General features: G+C 63.5%; 12 protein-coding genes and 1 pseudogene. 8 read left to right on the top strand and 5 right to left on the bottom strand.

All coding sequences use genetic code 11. The features are described from left to right. Positions 1-334 precede the first annotated feature (334 nt). Entirely contained in the window at positions 335-2146 is a 1812-nt protein-coding gene (locus BRAS3843_RS34955) for a carbamoyltransferase C-terminal domain-containing protein (protein WP_008973975.1), read from the top strand. Here BRAS3843_RS34955 and BRAS3843_RS34950 read toward each other — a convergent pair. After that, positions 2037-2990 carry a hypothetical protein gene (locus BRAS3843_RS34950; protein ID WP_008973974.1) on the bottom strand — a complete coding sequence of 318 codons (954 nt, stop codon included), beginning with the start codon at positions 2988-2990 and terminating at the stop codon, positions 2037-2039. The genes BRAS3843_RS34955 and BRAS3843_RS34950 overlap by 110 nt on opposite strands. A gap of 285 nt (positions 2991-3275) precedes the next feature. Between BRAS3843_RS34950 and BRAS3843_RS34945 the strand changes: the two genes are divergently transcribed. From BRAS3843_RS34945 to BRAS3843_RS34920, 6 genes are all read left to right on the top strand, one after another. Next, positions 3276-4049 carry a ferredoxin--NADP reductase gene (locus tag BRAS3843_RS34945; RefSeq protein ID WP_008973973.1) on the top strand — a complete coding sequence of 258 codons (774 nt, stop codon included), beginning with the start codon at positions 3276-3278 and terminating at the stop codon, positions 4047-4049. Positions 4050-4232: 183 nt separating this feature from the next. Continuing rightward, positions 4233-5798, top strand: coding sequence for an acyl-CoA synthetase (locus tag BRAS3843_RS34940; protein WP_008973972.1), 1566 nt, complete (start codon positions 4233-4235; stop codon positions 5796-5798). A gap of 284 nt (positions 5799-6082) precedes the next feature. After that, positions 6083-7708, top strand: a complete 1626-nt coding sequence (locus BRAS3843_RS34935; protein WP_008973970.1) for an FMN-binding glutamate synthase family protein — start codon at positions 6083-6085, stop codon at positions 7706-7708. A 99-nt stretch (positions 7709-7807) separates the two neighbouring features. Further along, the gene (locus tag BRAS3843_RS34930) at positions 7808-8488 is read left to right on the top strand and encodes an RNA polymerase sigma factor (protein WP_008973969.1); all 681 of its coding nucleotides are present in this window, start codon (positions 7808-7810) and stop codon (positions 8486-8488) included. A 96-nt stretch (positions 8489-8584) separates the two neighbouring features. Continuing rightward, positions 8585-9106, top strand: a complete 522-nt coding sequence (locus BRAS3843_RS34925; RefSeq protein WP_008973968.1) for a DUF4142 domain-containing protein — start codon at positions 8585-8587, stop codon at positions 9104-9106. Positions 9107-9115: 9 nt separating this feature from the next. Beyond that, positions 9116-9430 (top strand): cupredoxin family copper-binding protein, encoded by a 315-nt coding sequence (locus BRAS3843_RS34920; RefSeq protein ID WP_008973967.1) that lies wholly within the window; start codon positions 9116-9118, stop codon positions 9428-9430. Between the two features lie 12 nt (positions 9431-9442). Here the strand turns inward: BRAS3843_RS34920 and BRAS3843_RS34915 are convergent, their stop codons facing one another. From BRAS3843_RS34915 to BRAS3843_RS42420, 4 genes and pseudogenes are all read right to left on the bottom strand, one after another. Next, entirely contained in the window at positions 9443-10753 is a 1311-nt protein-coding gene (locus BRAS3843_RS34915) for a nitrate/sulfonate/bicarbonate ABC transporter ATP-binding protein (protein WP_008973966.1), read from the bottom strand. 15 nt (positions 10754-10768) lie between these two features. Next, positions 10769-12500, bottom strand: a pseudogene (locus BRAS3843_RS34910) (ABC transporter permease subunit). A gap of 471 nt (positions 12501-12971) precedes the next feature. Further along, the gene (locus BRAS3843_RS34905) at positions 12972-14081 is read right to left on the bottom strand and encodes a CaiB/BaiF CoA-transferase family protein (protein ID WP_008973963.1); all 1110 of its coding nucleotides are present in this window, start codon (positions 14079-14081) and stop codon (positions 12972-12974) included. An 800-nt stretch (positions 14082-14881) separates the two neighbouring features. Continuing rightward, positions 14882-15262, bottom strand: coding sequence for a hypothetical protein (locus BRAS3843_RS42420; protein ID WP_244425552.1), 381 nt, complete (start codon positions 15260-15262; stop codon positions 14882-14884). A 72-nt stretch (positions 15263-15334) separates the two neighbouring features. On the opposite strand from BRAS3843_RS42420, the gene BRAS3843_RS40110 reads away from it, so the two are divergent. Next, positions 15335-17728: a PAS domain-containing protein gene (locus BRAS3843_RS40110; protein ID WP_277996501.1), complete on the top strand. Its 2394-nt coding sequence runs from the start codon at positions 15335-15337 to the stop codon at positions 17726-17728. The last annotated feature ends 317 nt before the right edge of the window (positions 17729-18045 follow it).

Genomic DNA, 18045 nt, shown 5'->3' with positions numbered 1-18045 from the left:
GAATCGTCATCGCACTTTAGGTTATTGTTTGAGCATGATCTTTTCGGAAAACCGCTTCGCACTTTTCCGGATCGTGCTCTAGCGGGCTGACCAGAGCCCGCCGCCTCGCTGAACACCTTGCAACGACGCATCGCGATCGCGTCAGCCCTTGACTGTCGCTGCGAGCCGATCGCCGCTTCCGATTTGCGACGTCGCTGCGGTCGGGCGCCGCAGGTTCGCCTCGATATCATCCAACTCTTCCGTGCAGGCTGCGACGGCCCGTCGGTTCTCCGCCGTTCGGTTGCCGGACGGCGCGTGTGAACAACGTCCGCGTCGCTGCATGGGAGGAAATGCGTTGGCGAATGTCCTTGGGATCAACTCGGTCTATCATGAGTCGGCGGCCGCGCTGCTCGTCGATGGCGCGCTCGTTGCCGCGGTCGAAGAGGAACGCTTCAACCGCATCAAGCACGGCAAGCAGGCCGACTTCGACAATCCGCATCAGCTGCCCGAACGTGCGATCCGCTTTTGCCTGAAACAGGCCGGCCTCACCGCCGACGACATCGATCATGTCGCCTACTCGTTCGACCCAAAGCTGCGCCAAACGCGATATCGCGCCGACTGGTGGGATCCGCGGCTGGAGGAGACCTTTCGGCTGCGGCTTGGCCAGGTACGTGGGGCCGTCGAAGAGCTTCTTGGTCGGTCGTTGGGACAACGATTGCATTTTGTGTCGCATCATCTGGCCCATGCCGCCTCGGCCTATTTCCCGTCGGGTTTCGACCGCGCAGCGGTTCTCACTGTCGACGGCATCGGCGAGACGGCCGGGACTTCGCTCGCGAAGGCCGTCGGCAGCCGCATTCAGTTCGTGGAGACCTTCGAGCACCCGCATTCGATCGGTTTTGTCTGGGAGGTGTTCAGCGACTACCTCGGCTTCTCGCATTACGACGCGTCGAAAGTCATGGGACTGGCGGCGTATGGCGACCCCGAGGTCTTCCGTCAGCAATTCCACTCGATCCTCCGCGCGGACGAGGTGAACTATGGCGTCGCGCCGGAGATTCTTGGCGTCAGCCCGGAGCGTTATGCCAGAATGGAAGCCATCTTCGGTCCGCCGCGCGAGGCCGACGCTGAAATTCTGCCGCGCCATGCCGATATGGCGGCCGCCCTGCAGGAGGCCACAGATGCCGCGGTGATAGCGCTCGTGCGGCGCATCAAACGCAGGGTGCCGCTCGAGAACTTATGTCTCGCCGGCGGCGTCGCGCTCAACTGCGTGACCAACGAGCTGGTCAAACAGTCCGGGGAATTCGCCAACCTATTCATACCTTCCGCGCCTCACGACGCCGGCACCGCGATCGGCGCAGCCTTTTTCGTCCATGCCGCCAAGCAGAAGACGCCGCCTCAGCGCGGCTATGCGACGCCGTATTTGGGGCCGGCGTTCAAGTCGCGCGAGATTCTGGCCGCGGTCAAGTCGGCAGGTCTCTCGGGGCGGCAAAGCAAGTCTCCGGCACGCGAGGCCGCCAACATGATCGCTGACGGCAAGATCGTCGCCTGGTTCCAGGGGCGCATGGAGTTCGGGCCGCGTGCGCTGGGCAACCGTTCGCTGCTCGCCGATCCGCGCCGGCCGGACATGCGTGACATCCTCAATCAGAAGGTCAAGCACCGGGAAGATTTTCGGCCGTTCGCTCCGAGCGTCCTGGCGGAGCACGCCGACAAATGGTTCGATGTCGGCGAGCGCTCGCCGAGTCACGAGTTCATGCTGTTCGCATGCCGGGTCAAGTCCGATCGGCGCGATCTCATCCCCGCGGTGGTCCACAAGGATGGCAGCGCTCGGGTCCAGATCGTGAGTCGGAAATCAAATCCACGGTTTCACGAACTCATCTCCTGCTTCTTCGCGAAAACCGGCGTGCCGATCGTCGTCAATACGTCGTTCAACGACAGCGAGCCGATCGTCTGCACGCCGACGGATGCGATCGTCACCTTTCGCAAGTCGGGGATCGACGCATTGTTCATGGATGATGTCGTCCTGAGGGCGAAAGCCGAGGAGGCTCGTACGCATAGCCGGCCTATACGTGGCCTGTCTCGCCCAGCAGCTCGTCCAGCGCGGCACGATAGGCAGCTTGAACCAGCGCGGGATAGGACGCGGCCAGTGTCTCCATCACCACGCCGGAATTGATCTCCAGCACCTGCCAGCGTCCGTTCGACTGCACCGCATCGACGGACGCGAAGCGGATGCCGATGGCCTGGGCAGCCTTCGCAGCCAGTGCCACGCAAGCGTCGTAGGCCGCGCCGCTCTGCAGCAGCATCGGCTGCGCGCCGGCTTCGAGATTGTGCCGCCAGGTGACCAGCCGCCGCTCGCCTGCCGGGACGATGGCGGCAAGCTCGACCGGGGTGAACTCGCTCTGCGGGAGCGTGAGCATGGGTGCGCGCAATGCCGGCGACAGCGCCGCCAGCGCGAGCTCCTGCAATGTTCGCGCTCCGTCGCCGGTCACGCTCGGCCGTACCTTGCGATAGACCACGAGCGGGGTGCCATCGAGCAGAACGATGCGCACCTCGTCCTGGACATCGAGGAGCGGCGAGATGGCGACGTTGTCATGGGTGGCGAACAGTCCGTTGACGGCCTGCATCAACGCGTCTCGGTCGCGAACACGCATCACGCCGCGTCCTGACGTGCCTTCATTCGGCTTCACCACCAGTCCCAAAGGATGGGTTTCGAGCAATTCCAACATCGCAGCCCACGGCACCTCAGCACCGGCGTCAAAAACCGGTGCGAGGAAGAAAGCATGGGGAACGACGGGAATGCCCGATGCCGCCAGCAGATCTGCGGTCGCCGCCTTGTCGCAGGCCAGTCTGTGCGCCACCGCGCTGTTCAGCCCGAGGTCATAGCCGAAGATCAGGTGGCGCCGGCTACCGCGCTCCAGCACCAGCAGCCAGCCGTCGGCCCGGATGTCGAGCCCGATCCCATGCTCGTCGCAGTAGCGCCTGATAGCTTCGATGAGGATCCGGGGCTGCTTGGGCATTGCTCAAGGGTTGGCCAGGTTGCGGAATTTAAGGGCTGGGACGGCCGCGTCAGTGCAGGTAGATTGCGCGAGATCGTTTGTGTACAAATGAACGGCCGGACCCCGTGCCAGCATAGGCTGGCATGCATTTGCTCGCTATCGATTGTGCATTGCAGCGGGTTGATTTCCGGCTGTTTTCGTGTACATCAAACGGCAGAAAATCTGCAGCGTTTACAGAGGGTTGTGGTCGCTTTTGTCCTACGACCCATTTCTTCCAATATCAGCCTGCGTGAAGAAACAAACATCATGAGCGCGTTCTATCGAGAGAAAGTTCTTTCCGTTCAGCACTGGACGGATACCCTGTTCTCCTTCAAAGCCACCCGCGATGCGGGCTTCCGCTTCCAGAATGGCCAGTTCGCGATGATCGGCCTCGAGGTCGAGGGCCGGCCGTTGCTCCGCGCCTACAGCATGGCGAGCGCCAATCACGAGGAGGAACTGGAGTTCTTCAGCATCAAGGTCCAGGACGGCCCGCTGACCTCCCGCCTGCAGAAGATCAAGGAAGGCGACACCATCCTGGTCGGCCGCAAGGCGACGGGCACGCTGATCACTGACAACCTGCTGCCGGGCAAGCGCCTGCTGCTGCTGTCGACCGGCACCGGCCTTGCGCCGTTCGCCAGCCTGATCAAGGACCCGGACGTCTACGATCGTTTCGAGACCATCGTGCTCGTGCATGGCTGCCGTCAGGTGGCCGAACTCGCCTATGGCGAGACCGTGGTCGAGAGCCTCCGTCAGGACGAGCTGTTCGGGCCGTTGCTCGAAGAGAAGCTGAAATACTATCCGACCGTCACCCGCGAGCCGTTCCGCAACCGCGGCCGTATCACCGACCTGATCTCCTCCGAGCAGCTGTTCAACGACATCGGCCAGCACCCGCTCGATATCGAGACCGACCGCATCATGATGTGCGGCAGCCCGGCGATGCTGGAAGAGCTGAAGACCATGTTCGAGTCCGGCGGCTTCATCGAGGGCAGCGGCAATACGCCCGGCCACTTCGTGATCGAGAAGGCCTTCGTCGAGCGCTGAGCTTCCGGCGCCTCGACGCAATCGGGGCGCCCGAATCCCTGGCAATATCCTCCCTTGCAAGCTTTGCAGCGGCTGTGCGAGTTTCAGCCGCAGAGATCGGGCCCACGAAGGCCCGGCAGCAACCAGGGAGGGGATGCGGAGCGCGCAAAGCGTGCGGCCGTCCCCATGATGATGGGGATAGCCATGGATTCCATCGTTCGGCGGCAAACGCTGGGTGACCTCCTTCGGCGCAGCGCGGCGCGCACGCCACAGAAGACCGCCGTGATCTGCGGCGATGTCAGCTGGAGCTATTCCGAATTCAACGCCATCGTCGACCGCCTCGCGGCGGGCTTGGCCGAGCGCGGCGTCGCCAAGGGCGAACGCGTTGCCATCCTCGCCCGCAACTCGCATGCCTTTGCGGCCTTGCGCTTCGCGCTGGCGCGGCTCGGCGCCGTGCTGGTGCCGATCAATTTCATGCTCAAGGCGGAGGAGGTCGCCTACATCCTCAAACATGCCGGCGCCCGCCTGCTCGCGACTGACAGCGGCTTCGCGAGCCTTGCGCGCGCCGCCAAGCAATTGGCGCCAGCCGTCGAGCAGCTGATCTGGCTGCCATCCGAAGCACAAAGCGAGCGCCAGGCCGACATGATCGATTTCGCCGCGCTGGCAGCCTCGACGGCGGCGGTGCCCGCGGTCGAGCTCAATGGCACTGATCTCGCCCAGATCGTCTACACCTCAGGCACGGAGTCGCTGCCCAAGGGCGCGATGCTGACCCATGACGCCGTGATCTGGCAGTATGTCTCCTGCGTGGTCGATGCCGGCATCGCGGCCGACGATGTCACGCTGCACGCGCTGCCGCTCTATCACTGCGCCCAGCTCGACGTGTTCTTCGGTCCGGCGATCTATGTCGGCGGCACCAACATCATCACCGCGTTTCCGACGCCGGACAATCTGCTGCCGCTGATGGCGAAATATCGCATCACTTCGTTCTTCGCGCCGCCCACGGTGTGGATTTCGATGCTGCGCTCGCCGCTGTTCGAGACCACCGATCTCTCGACCTTGCGCAAGGGCTATTACGGCGCCTCCATCATGCCGGTCGAGGTGCTGCGCGAGCTGGCGCAGCGGCTGCCCGAGGTGCGGCTGTGGAATCTCTACGGCCAGACCGAGATCGCGCCGCTCGCCACCATGCTTGGCCCTGAGGACCAGCTGCGCAAGCCCGGCTCGTGCGGCCGCGCCGTGCTCAATGTCGAAACCCGCGTGGTCGACGATGCCATGGCCGACGTGCCGCCCGGTGTTGTCGGCGAGGTCGTGCACCGCTCGCCGCATCTGATGCTCGGCTATTTCCACGACGACGAGCGCACCGCCGCCGCGTTCCAGGGCGGCTGGTTCCATTCCGGCGACCTCGCCACCATCGATGAGGATGGCTACATCACCATCGTCGACCGCAAGAAGGATATGATCAAGACCGGCGGCGAGAACGTCGCCAGCCGCGAGGTCGAGGAGGCGCTCTATCTGATCCCGGAGGTTTCCGAAGTCGCCGTCGTCGGCCTGCCGCATCCGCGCTGGGTCGAGGCAGTGGTCGCTGTGGTCGTCGTCAAGTCGGGCTGCGAGCTGACCGAGGAGGATGTGCTCAAGCGCGCTACGGCAAAGCTCGCGTCCTTCAAAACCCCGAAACGTGTCGTGTTCGTCGATGCGCTGCCGAAGAACCCGAGCGGCAAGCTGCTGAAGCGGCAGTTGCGGGAGATGCACGCAGGCCTGTTTACGGAAATGTGAGCGGGTGAGCCCTCGCGGAAGCTGATCCGGGAGGCAGCCAGCGGCGGCGCATTGGCCCGGCGCGCGGGACACATTGCATCGCAAAACTAGCCGGTGGGGTGGTGGACTGATTTCGCAACAGGTGATTGGATGGCCGGTGCGGCGGTGCCGTCACACCGATGACGGACGGCTGGGCTAGTCTTTAGTAACGTTGCTCCGCTACAGGCGTAGAGACGATATCGCCGCGCTCGCCCGACGACGCCCGCTCGACGACGCTCGCCTGATGACATGGCCTGAGGGATCCGATGGAAAATCTGCTGCTTCCGTTATCGCCGCGCTTCATCGTGCTGACGCTCTGCGCGGTCGTGACAGCCATGCTGCTCATTCTCGGCATCTATGATCGCAAGATCTTCGACCTTGTCCTGGTCCCGCTCTTGATCTTCGGCGCGCTGACGTTGCTCGGCATCCGCGATCTCATCCAGAAGAGCCATGCGGTGCTGCGCAACTATCCGATCTCAGCGCATATGCGGTTCCTGCTCGAAGAGATCCGGCCCGAGATGCGGCAGTACTTCTTCGAGAGCGAGAAGGACGGCATGCCGTTTTCGCGCGACACCCGCGCCGTGGTCTATCAGCGCGCCAAGATGGTGCTCGACAAGCGCCCGTTCGGCACCCAGGAGGACGTCTACCGCGACGGCTACGAATGGCTGCATCATTCGGTGGCGCCGAAGCCGCACGCGGAGGAGAAATTCCGCATTCAGATCGGCGGCCCCGATTGCAGCAAGCCCTATTCGGCCTCGGTGTTCAACATTTCCGCGATGAGCTTCGGCGCGCTCAGCCCGAATGCCGTGCGCGCGCTCAACGGTGGCGCCAAGAAGGGTGGCTTCGCCCATGACACCGGCGAGGGCGGTTTCAGCCCCTATCACGCCGAGATGGGCGGCGACATCATCTGGGAGATCGGCTCCGGCTATTTCGGCTGCCGCCATCGCGACGGCAGCTTCGATCCGGACGCGTTTGCGCGGGTCGCGAGCCAGGACCAGATCAAGATGGTCGAGCTCAAGATGAGCCAGGGCGCCAAGCCCGGCCATGGTGGCGTGCTGCCGGCGGCGAAAGTCTCGGCGGAGATCTCCAAGATCCGCGGCGTCGCCATGGGCGAGGACTGCATCTCGCCGCCGGCGCACCGTGCCTTCTCCACGCCTGTCGGCATGATGCAGTTCATCGGTGAGATGCGAAAGCTGTCCGGTGGCAAGCCGGCCGGCTTCAAGCTCTGCATTGGCCATACCTGGGAGTTCCTGGCGATCTGCAAGGCGATGCTGGAGACCGGCATCTATCCCGATTTCATCGTGGTCGACGGCAATGAGGGCGGCACCGGCGCGGCGCCGCTGGAATTCATGGACCATCTGGGCATGCCGATGCGCGAGGGCGTCAGCTTCGTGCACAATGCGCTGGTGGGCCTCAACATCCGTGATCGCATCAAGATCGGCGCGTCCGGCAAGATCGCCACCGCCTTCGACATGGCGCGTGCGATGTCGATCGGCGCCGACTGGTGCAATTCCGCGCGCGGCTTCATGTTCTCGCTCGGCTGCATCCAGTCCCTGAGCTGCCATACCGACCGCTGTCCGACTGGCGTCACCACCCAGGATCCGACCCGCAGCCGCGCGCTGGTGGTGCCGCACAAGCTGGAGCGCGTCTACAATTATCACCACGCCACCCTGCACGCGCTGACCGAGCTGATCGCCGCCGCCGGCCTCGAACATCCGCAGGATTTGCGCCCGATCCACTTCTCGCAGCGCACCTCGACCACCGACGTCTCGTCGTTCGCGCAACTCTATCCGGCGCTGCGGCCGGGTGAATTGCTCGAAGGCACCAAAGACATTCGCTACCGCGATGCCTGGGCGATGGCACGGGCGGACACGTTCGCGCCGGCGGTGTGAGGCGTCTCAGGTTGGGCCGACATTGGGAGATATTTTTCGGGAACCTTTGGGCCTGAGCTGCATCCAACCTCACGAGATCCTTAGGTCGGGTGAACCGTCATGCGTTGGACCACGGCGAGAAATCCATCCTCCGCGCGCGCTGGCGAGGATGAGCTGATCTTGCGGGCCAAGGCCCGCGACGAAGCGGCGATCCGGGCCATCCTTCAGGCCAACAACCGCCGCCTGTTCCGGATCGCCCGCGGCATCCTGCGCAACGACAGCGAAGCCGAGGACGTGGTGCAGGAGACCTATGTCCGGGCGCTCACGCATCTTGAAGCCTTCCGAGGCGAGTCCAGCCTCGCGACCTGGCTGACGCGTATCGCCATGAACGAGGCGCTGGGACGGCTGCGCGGCCGCCGGCCTGAGCTGGCGTGGCAGCCGCAGGACGGGCCTGAGGCCGACATCATTCCGTTTCCCACCGCATCGAGCGATCCGGAAAGATCCATGGCGCAACGCCAGATCCAGGAGCTCGTCGAGCATGCGATCGATGACTTGCCGGAGCCGTTTCGGCTGGTCTTCATCGCCCGCGTGATCGAGGAGATGAGCATCGAGGAGACCGCCGAGTTGCTCGGCGTGAGGCCCGAGACGGTCAAGACGCGCCTGCATCGCGCCCGCGCCTTGTTACGTGAGAATGTCGAGAAGGAGATCGGTCCGATCATTCTCGATGCGTTTCCGTTCGCCGGCCCTCGCTGTGAGCGACTGACCGATACGGTGCTTAGGCGCCTCGGTTTTCCGATCTGATTTTTCTCGGGAACGTCGGCTTCGATTTTCCATCCAATCCCTGTGCAACCATTCACCCGCCGGCCGTGAGGTCCGGGCGGCACAGGAGATCAAGCCATGTTTCATCGTATCAGCGCGGCGGCCGTCGTGATCTGCCTCACCAGCAGCGTTGCGCTCGCGCAAGGCGCCAAGCTCACCGATCCGCAGATCGCTCATATCGCCTACACCGCGGGCGAAATCGACATCAAGGCTGCCAAGCAGGCGCTGGACAAGGCCAGCAACAAGGACGTGAAAGAGTTCGCCGAAGGCATGGTGCGCGACCATGAAGCCGTCAACAAGCAGGCGCTGGATTTGGTCAAGAAGCTCAAGGTGACTCCCGAGGACAACGACACCAGCCGCACGTTGTCGAAGCAGGCGAGCGAGAAGCTTGGCGAACTCGGCAAGCTCAAGGGCGCGGCCTTCGACAAGGCCTATATCGCCAACGAAGTCGCCTACCACAAGACGGTCGATAATGCGCTCGAGACCCAGCTCATTCCCTCCGCCAGCAATGCCGAGCTGAAGGGCCTGTTGCAGACCGGCCTGAAGATCTTTCAGGGTCACGAGCAGCACGCCGAGCATGTCGCGGCCGAGCTGAAGTAGGAGGTTGCGATGTCGGGACGTATTGCCTTCCTGAGCACGATCGTGCTTGTGGCAGCGAGCGTTCCGGCGCGCGCGGCCACCATCCAGATCGTGATGGAGAAGCTCGAGATCTCGCCGGCCGCGGCCTCAGCCAAGGTCGGCGACACCGTTGAATGGATCAACAAGGATGCGCTGGTTCATACCGCGACCGCGCGCAATGGCGATTTCGACGTCAATCTGCCGCCGAACAAGACGGCGAGCCTGGTGCTGAAGAAGGCAGGAGCAGTGGACTATTACTGCCGCTTTCATCCGAACATGAAGGCGACTCTGAAAGTCGCCCCCTGACGTCGATCAGCGTCAGTGCGGGTTCTCCAGGCTGAACGTCTCCGACTGCTCGTCATAGGCGAACAGCTCGGCATAGCGGGCCCAGGAGATGATCGTCTCCAGGGTCTCGTCCGCATATTGCTCGGACATGTAGTCCTCGAGCTCGACGCGGAAGCGGGCGGCGGGTGCCGTGTGCGAGGGCCGGTCGTCGAGCACGCGCCGGATCAGGCCGATCAGCGGCACGTTCTCGGTCAGGTGCTGGGCGAACAGCTTCTTGCGCTCGTCGGTCTCCAGATGTGCGAAACGCTTGCCGGCCTCGGTCAGGGTCAGGTCGCCTTCGCTGAGCTGCGCAAAGCGCAACAGCTGCAGCGCTTCGGCGAGCGGGAAGATCTCGTCGACCTCGAGCTGGAGATGGCCGGCCAGCACCGGCAGGTCGGCATGGCCGTTATAGGGCTCGCCCGCCAGCGCCTCGATCAGGCCCGAGATCGAGTTCGATCCCACGTGGCTCAGCACCATCCCGACTCCAAAGCCGGGCGCGCCCTCCGCGCTCGGCGCCTTCGGCTCGGGCCGCTGCGTCATGCGCGCATAGAGGCTGTCGACCAGCTGGCGGAAGGCGGGGTCGAGCCGGTTGCGCGGATGGGCGAGATCGACCTTGAACTCGGCGGCGACGCGGCCCGGGTTCGACGAGAACACCAGGATGCGGTCGCACATCAGCACCGCCTCCTCGATATTGTGCGTCACCATCAACACCGACTTGATCGGCAGCCGGCCGTCGATCCAGAGGTCGACCAGGTCGGTGCGCAGCGTCTCGGCTGTGAGAACATCGAGCGCCGAGAACGGCTCATCCATCAGCAGCAGGTCGGGATGCACGACCAGCGCACGGGCAAAGCCGACGCGCTGGCGCATGCCGCCGGACAGCTCCTTCGGATAGGCCGATTCGAAGCCATCGAGGCCGATCAGGTCGATGGCTGCGATCGCGCGCTTGCGCCGCTCGGCGCTGTCGATGCCGAGTGCCTCGAGCCCGAGCTCGACGTTCTGCAGCACCGTGAGCCAGGGGAATAGCGCAAAGGACTGGAACACCATGGCGACGCCATGGGGCGGGCCGGAGATGATCTCACCCCGGCAGGTCGCTTCGCCCGACGACGGCGAGACCAGGCCGGCGATGATGCGCAAAAGCGTCGACTTGCCCGAGCCGGAACGGCCGAGCAGGCCGACAATCTCGCCGGCGCGGATGGTCAGATCGACCTTCTCCAGCACGACGAGGTCCTCGCCGCTCCCCTTGGGAAACAGCCGGCTGACGCCCTTGATGTCGATCAGCGAGGCCTGGTTGACTTGGTCGCGCATGAGGTTCCCTCCCGATCAGCCGAGGCGCAGCCGGCGCTCGCCGAACGCGTAGAGCGGCCGCCATAGCAGCCGGTTGAACAAAGTGACGAGGATGCACATCACGGCAATGCCGAGCACGACGCGCGGAAAGTCGCCGTGCTCGGTCGCGGTCGCAATATAGGCGCCAAGTCCGGTTGCCGTCAGATGCGTGTCGCCCCAACTCGCGACCTCCGCCACGATCGAGGCGTTCCAGGAGCCACCGGAGGCGGTGATGGCGCCGGTGATGTAATAGGGGAAGATGCCGGGCAGGATGACCTTGGTCCACCAGCGCCAGCCGCCGAGATGAAAGCTGGAGGCGGCTTCTCGCAGGTCGGTCGGAAACGCACTGGCGCCGGCGATGACGTTGAACAGGATGTACCACTGCGTCCCCAGGATCATCAGCGGGCTCAGCCAGACATTGGCATCAAGTTTAAGGCGCACGATCAGCACCACGAACACGGGGAAGGCGAGGTTGGCCGGAAACGCCGCCAGGAACTGCGCCAGCGGCTGCACCCGCTCGGCGAGTTTCGGCCGCAGCCCGATCCAGACGCCGACAGGAATCCAGATCAGCGAGGCTAACGCGATCAGCACCACGACGCGCAGCAGCGTGATCAGGCCATAGCCGATCGCGGTGGCAACGTCCGAGAGCGCGAGCGTCGCCGAGAGATAGTTGTAGGTTTTCCAGCCGGCGTAGGAGCAGCCGATCACGATCACCGCAAGCCATAGCGCATCGAGCAGCCGCGAGGGCGGGCCGGATCTGACCGGCGTGCTCAGGACGGCAGGCCAGTCAATCCGCAAATTGGAAAAGGACCGGTTGAGCGCGGCGAAGGGAAGCGTCAGCGACCGCAGCGCCCGGGTGCGTCTGAACAGGTCGAGCATCCACGAGGTCGGCGGATTGCCTGACGCCGTCTGCTCGAAGCGGAATTTGTCGGCCCAGGCCACGATCGGCCGGAACAGCAACTGGTCATAGGCGATGATGACGAGCAGCATGGTCAGGATCGCATAACCGATTGCGGCGAGGTTCTGCTGCGCGATCCCCAGTGCCACATAGGATCCGACGCCCGGGAGCGTCACGGTGGTGTTGCCGACGGTGATGGCTTCCGAGGCGACCACGAAGAACCAGCCGCCGGACATCGACATCATCGCATTCCAGATCAGCCCGGGCATTGCGTAGGGCACGTCGAGCCGCCAGAAGCGCTGCCAGCCGGAGAGGTGGAAGCTCCGCGTGGCTTCGTCGAGGTCCTGTTCGTTGTCGCATCGACTGGTACATGCTGAAGGTCATGTTCCAGGCCTGGCTGGTGAAGATCGCGAACACGCAGGCGAGCTCGGCGCCCAGCACCTTGCCCGGAAACAGGTTCATGAAGAACACGACTGTGAAGGTGAGGAAGCCGAGGATCGGCACCGACTGCAGGATGTCGAGCAGCGGGATCAGCACCATCTCGGCGCGCCGGCTCTTGGCGGCCAGCGCTGCGTAAACGAACGTGAACACGAGCGAGCACAGCATCGCGAGCAGCATGCGCAGGGTGGTGCGCAAGGCGTAAAGCGGCAGGTTCACAGGGTCGAGTGAGACCGGTGCCGTATCGAGCGCCGACAGCGGCAGCGTGGTCTGCTCGCCGCCATAGACGATCAGCACCATGGCACCGATCACGATGATCAGCGCGACGATGTCCCAGATGTTGGGCCGCACTGCTTCTCGCAAAACGGTTGTATTGATGCCTTGCAGTATCATCAAGCGTGTCCCGTATCGCCAATGGTCCTTGTGCGCCGCAGCGGAGCTTCCTTCTCACATCGCCGCGGGGCAGTTCAAGCGGGCCGATTCGGCAGCCAACCCTGGCCGCCATGGTAGGCGGGATTTGTGATGGGTTGTTATCGGGGACGCATGACCGGAACGAGGGCGCACATTCATTCGAGCAAGAGGTAAAGGCTCATGCCGGCCGCAAGCGCGGTGCGGTCCCTGTCCCCGTTTCTTACGCTAGGGCGTGCACACATTGATCAAGCGCATCGCTGCTGGCGCGGCGGACTCGGTGTGCTCCCTCTCCCCGTTCTTACGGGGGCGCGACGAGCTTCGCTCGCACTGAGAGGGTTGGGGTGAGGGGCAGACCCACTATTGGTGCGAGTTGTTGCACCTGTACCCCCTCACCCGGACTGCATCTATCGATGCAATCCGACCTTTCCCCGCAAACCGGGAGAGGTAAGAAAGTTACTGCCCCGTCCAAGCCTTCACCAGTGCGCCGAGGTCGGCCACTTCGGGTTCGCGGATGTTGGATGGCGTCCGCGAAAAGCGCGGGGCGGGCGCGGGCTGGGTGATCCCATGGCGTTCGACGAACACGCCGCGCGCGGCCATGTGCGCATGCTTCGGCGCCTCCGTCATGGTCAGTACGGGGGCAAAGCAGATGTCGGTGCCTTCCATGATCCGGCACCAATCGTCCCGCGTCTTGCTCTTGAAGACGTCGACGAGCTTCTCGCGCAGGTCGGGCCACGCCGCGGGATTCATCTGCGCGTCGTAACACTCGTCCGACAGTCCCGCATGCTGGCGGAGCAGCGCATAGAACTGCGGCTCGATCGAGCCGATCGAGACGAAGTTGCCGCAGGCGCATTCGTAGACGCCATAGAAATGCGCACCGCCGTCGAGGAAGTTGCGCTCGCGACCCTCGCTCCAGCGCCCGAGCGCGGCGAGATCGAAGAACATCGACATCAGCGAGGCCGCGCCGTCGCACATCGCAGCATCAACCACCTGGCCCTTGCCCGACTTCGAGACTTCCAGCAGCGCGGCGAGCACGCCGACCACGAGATAGAGCGCGCCGCCGCCGAAATCGCCGACCAGGTTGAGCGGCGGCACTGGCCGCTCCTTGGGCCCGATCGCGGCCAGCGCACCGGTGATGGAGATGTAATTGATGTCGTGGCCGGCGGCCTGCGCCAGCGGGCCCTCCTGGCCCCAGCCGGTCATGCGGCCATAGACCAGTTGCGGATTGCGCGCGAGCACCACATCGGGGCCCAAGCCCAGCCGCTCCATGACGCCGGGACGGAAGCCTTCGATCAGCGCGTCGGCGCCGGCGAGCAGGTCGAGAACTTGTGAGACGGCGGCCTTGTCCTTCAGATCGAGCTCGACCACTTTCCGTCCGCGGCCCGCGACCGACTTCATGGTCTTGCGCGCGCCGACGCGGTCGAGCGTCACGACCTCGGCGCCCATGTCGGCCAGCATCATGCACGCGAAGGGACCGGGTCCGATGCCGGCGAACTCGACGATGCGGAAGCCGGCGAGCGGGCCGGTGGCGCGCGTTTGTGTCTGCGGTGCGGTCGTGTCGAGCACGTCGTGATGTCCTTGTTGTCCTCTACGCATGATCCAACTCGGATCGGTTGAAGACGTTAGCCGCGGCGCACGACCACCGTCCCCTGAAGGGAGAGGAACTAGAGCCGAATTTTCTCCACGCAGCCCAGGGTAGGGCAAGGGATTTAGGCGGTCCAGGTTCGTTTCATCTAAGTTGGTGGATTTTAGAGCCCGTCTGAGAGCTTGGGCGAAGGGATGGAAAACGGTTGGTACTTCGTTCGGACGACGATGACAGACTTTGGCCTATGACCGTGCGCAGTGGCGCTGGGCCCGACCTCCCGTTCGCCTGTCATCATTGGAGAAAAGCACAATTCGCAAGTCTGCTGTGCTGGCCGACGGAGAATATCTACTGAGGTAACAGAGTGATACCGAAAGGGTTGGATGAGCTATACGGAGGTCTGTAGGGCAGCGCGCGGCGCCGAGACCGCCGTTATTGCCCGTAGGCCCGAAAATATGCGTCCAATGACGTAGGCGACATCAAAACGAACTGCCGCCTTTTTGCGCAAAATGCGTTAATCTGCCAGCCAGACAGAGGCGTTTTGCGGATGACGCCAAATCAGACCAGGAATGCTGCAGTTTCAGCTGCGCAGTTCTGCCTCGGCGGCCTTGTGCTGGGACTGGTGACCCTGGGCTTCTTTCGGCTTCACGCCGATCTCGGCTCAACCGCGTTCGCGGATCTGATCGTGATTCTGCTGTTCTCCCTGATCGGCAGCTTCGCCGCCGCAGTCGTGCTTTGCTTTTTGTCCGTTGCGAGCCTGGCCTATTTTTTCGCACCTCCCGCCCTAAGCGTCGCAATCGACCTTTCGCAGCATGTCGTCACGATGGCCGCCTTCTGCGTAACCGGGGTGATGGTGGCGTGGCTGATCGGAAATGCCCGCCAGGAAAAGAAGATGGCGCTTGAGGCCGAGGCAAATCTCAGACGCAGCCAAGGTGAACTGCGCGACAGCGAAAGGGAATGGCGGGAGGTTTTCGAGCACAATCCGGTCATGTATTTCATGATCGATGCGGGCGGCACTGTGTTGAATGTGAACACTTTCGGTGCCGCTCAGCTTGGCTATACCGTGGCGGAGCTGGTCGGCCAGTCCGTGCTTGATGTCTTTCTCTCGGAAGACCATGCGTTCGTGAACAATTGCATTGCGGTCTGTCTGGAATCGATCGGCCAATCGCACACGTGGGAAATCCGGAAGATCAGGAAAGACGGCTCGCTATTGTGGGTCCGCGAAAATGCCAAGGCCATGCGGCGCGCCAACGACGAGCTCGTCGTTCTGGTTGCTTGTGAGGATGTCACCGAGCGGAAGCGAACCGAAGATGCCCTGCAGCAGAGCGAGGCCTATCTCGCACATGCGCAGGAATTGAGCCACACCGGCAGCTTCGGCTGGAGGGTCGCCGCCGGCGAGATCATCTGGACACCGGAAACGTTTCGAATTTTCGAATACGATCCCGCGACCCAGCCGACGCTTCAGTTGGTCATCGAGCGGACGCATCCGGAAGATCGTACCGCTGTGCAAAGCACCCTCGATCAGGCATCCCGCGACCAGAGCGATTTCGAGCATGAATACCGGCTTCTAATGCCGGACGGCTCGGTGAAATACGTCCACACCCTGGCGCGCGCGACGATCAACGCGGCCGGCAGCCTCGAGTTTGTCGGAGCGCTGACAGACATCACGGCGGCAAAGCGAGCGGAACGGCAGCTTCGCCGCAGCGAGGCCTATTTGGAGGAGGCCCAGCATTTGAGCCACACCGGTAGCTGGTCGTGGGACGTGCGCCGTCGCGACTTCGTGTACCGCTCGGCCGAGGTCTATCGCCTGTTCGGCTTCGATCCCGAACAGGGCGCATCGGTGGAACAGATCCAGTCGCGGATTCCTGCGGAAGACCGGCAAATGCTTGGCGAGGTGGTACGGCGGGCTGTGCAGGCCAAGCAGGGAGATTTCAAATTCGATTTCCGGGTAGCATTGCCCGACGGCGCGATCAGCTACGTCCACTCGGTGGCGCACCCGGTTCTCGATAGCGATGGCGAGGTCAGCGAGATCATCGGCACGCATATGGACATGACCGAGCAATACGCAGCGAGGGAAAGGCTGGAAAAGGTCGTTCTGGCGCTGCGCGAAAGCGAACAACGCTTCCGCGACTACGCTGAGACGGCCTCCGACTGGCTTTGGGAGACCGGGCCGGATCACCTTTTCACCTATATATCGGAGCGGTTGAATGCATTCGGCATCGATCCGGCGGGGCTAATCGGCAAACGCCGTCTCGATGCTGCGACCGACAAGGAGGCTGAGCCGCGGAAATGGCGTGAGCATATGGCGACGCTGGAGCGGCACGAGCCGTTCCGGAATTTCGAGTACACATGCGGCGGCTCGGCCGGGAACCAGCGCCATGTCAGTGTGAACGGCCGGCCCGTCTTTGCCACCGACGGTCGCTTCATGGGTTATCGCGGAACGGGCACCGACATCACCAACCAGCACGAAGCCGAGGAACGACTGCGTCAGTCTCAAAAGATGGATGCGATCGGGCAACTCACGGGTGGTATCGCCCACGATTTGAACAACGTCCTCACCGTCATCACCGGGACGATCGAGATCCTTCAGGAGGGTATTGCGGAAGAGCCCCAACTCGCTTCGATCGCCCAGCTCATTGGCGACGCGGCGACGCGTGGCGCCGAGATCACATCGCAGCTCCTGACATTCGCACGCCGTCAGCCGCTGGAGCCGCGCGAGATCGATGTCAATCGCATGGTCACCGACACCGCGAAGCTGCTCAAGCCGATCCTGGGCGAGCACATCGACATCGAGTCCGACCTGGCGGACGATACCTGGTTCGCCATGGCCGATCCGTCGCAGCTTTCGGCCGCGATCGTCAATCTCGCGGTCAATGCGCGCGACGCCATGCCGGGGGGTGGCAAGCTGAAGCTCGCAACCGCCAATGTCTGGCGCGCCGATCTCGATGCGTCGAGGGAAAGCGACGTGAAGTCGGGAGAGTTCGTGATGATCACGGTCACCGACACCGGCCATGGCATTCCCACCGACATCCTCGACCGCGTGTTCGAGCCGTTCTTCACCACCAAGGGAGTCGGCAGGGGGACCGGACTGGGACTGAGCATGGTCTACGGCTTCGCCAAGCAGTCCGGCGGCACCGTCGAAATCGACAGCGAGGAAGGCCGTGGCACCGTCATAAAGCTCTATCTGCCGCGATCGGCGGGACGGGCGGTCATGACCGCTGAGCCGGTGCATGCGACGGGCGTGCCGCACGGGCACGAGACGATCCTGGTGGTCGAGGACGATGCGCTGGTGCGGGGTTATGTGATCGCCCAGCTGGGGGGCCTAGGCTACCGGACCCTTGTCGCCAGTGACGGCGCGGCGGCACTGGCGCTGGTTGATCAGGGCGTCGAATTCGATCTGCTGTTCACGGACATGATCATGCCCGGCGGGATGAACGGCCGGGAGCTGGCGGACGCTATCACCAAGCGTCGCGGTGACGTTAAGGCGCTTTACACCTCGGGCTATGCCGACAGTTCCATTGTCCACGACGGGTACCTCGACCCCGGCGTCGTCCTGCTCCGGAAGCCGTATCGGAAATCGGAGCTGGCGCAGAAAATCCGCGAGGTGTTGGGAAGTGGGTCGATGTCGTGATCGTAATTTCCGCGATCCACGAAAGGAAGGGCGGCGGGATCAGCCGACTCCCCCAAAATGCTTCAAAGACAATCCGATCGTCCAGTCGCGCAGAACGTCGTGGCGGAACGTACCGCCCAAGAACTTGCTGGCCCTGTCTCCCCGGCCCCCCGAAGAGAACCCTAATTGGGGCTACTCATGCGGAGGGAGGGTCGATCGCGAAGCGATCGCGGGGTGGAGTGACGCCCACGGCCGGTGCTCCAGTCCTTCACCCCACCCCGGCTCACATTGCTGCGCTCATGTGAGCCGACCCTCCCCTCCAGGGGAGGGTGGCAGTT

It is taken from the genome of Bradyrhizobium sp. STM 3843 (genome assembly GCF_000239815.1).
Taxonomy (GTDB): Bacteria; Pseudomonadota; Alphaproteobacteria; order Rhizobiales; family Xanthobacteraceae; genus Bradyrhizobium.
The sequence above is the reverse complement of the archived record's forward strand: the minus strand, read 5'-3'. Positions and strand labels throughout refer to the sequence as shown.

Coding starts and splice junctions, on each gene's coding strand:
- BRAS3843_RS34950 (WP_008973974.1), bottom strand. CDS start 2,990: ATGCCCAAGCAGCCCCGGATCCTCATCGAAGCTATCAGGCGCTACTGC.
- BRAS3843_RS34945 (WP_008973973.1), top strand. CDS start 3,276: ATGAGCGCGTTCTATCGAGAGAAAGTTCTTTCCGTTCAGCACTGGACG.
- BRAS3843_RS34940 (WP_008973972.1), top strand. CDS start 4,233: ATGGATTCCATCGTTCGGCGGCAAACGCTGGGTGACCTCCTTCGGCGC.
- BRAS3843_RS34935 (WP_008973970.1), top strand. CDS start 6,083: ATGGAAAATCTGCTGCTTCCGTTATCGCCGCGCTTCATCGTGCTGACG.
- BRAS3843_RS34930 (WP_008973969.1), top strand. CDS start 7,808: ATGCGTTGGACCACGGCGAGAAATCCATCCTCCGCGCGCGCTGGCGAG.
- BRAS3843_RS34925 (WP_008973968.1), top strand. CDS start 8,585: ATGTTTCATCGTATCAGCGCGGCGGCCGTCGTGATCTGCCTCACCAGC.
- BRAS3843_RS34920 (WP_008973967.1), top strand. CDS start 9,116: ATGTCGGGACGTATTGCCTTCCTGAGCACGATCGTGCTTGTGGCAGCG.
- BRAS3843_RS34915 (WP_008973966.1), bottom strand. CDS start 10,753: ATGCGCGACCAAGTCAACCAGGCCTCGCTGATCGACATCAAGGGCGTC.
- BRAS3843_RS40110 (WP_277996501.1), top strand. CDS start 15,335: ATGCGGCGCGCCAACGACGAGCTCGTCGTTCTGGTTGCTTGTGAGGAT.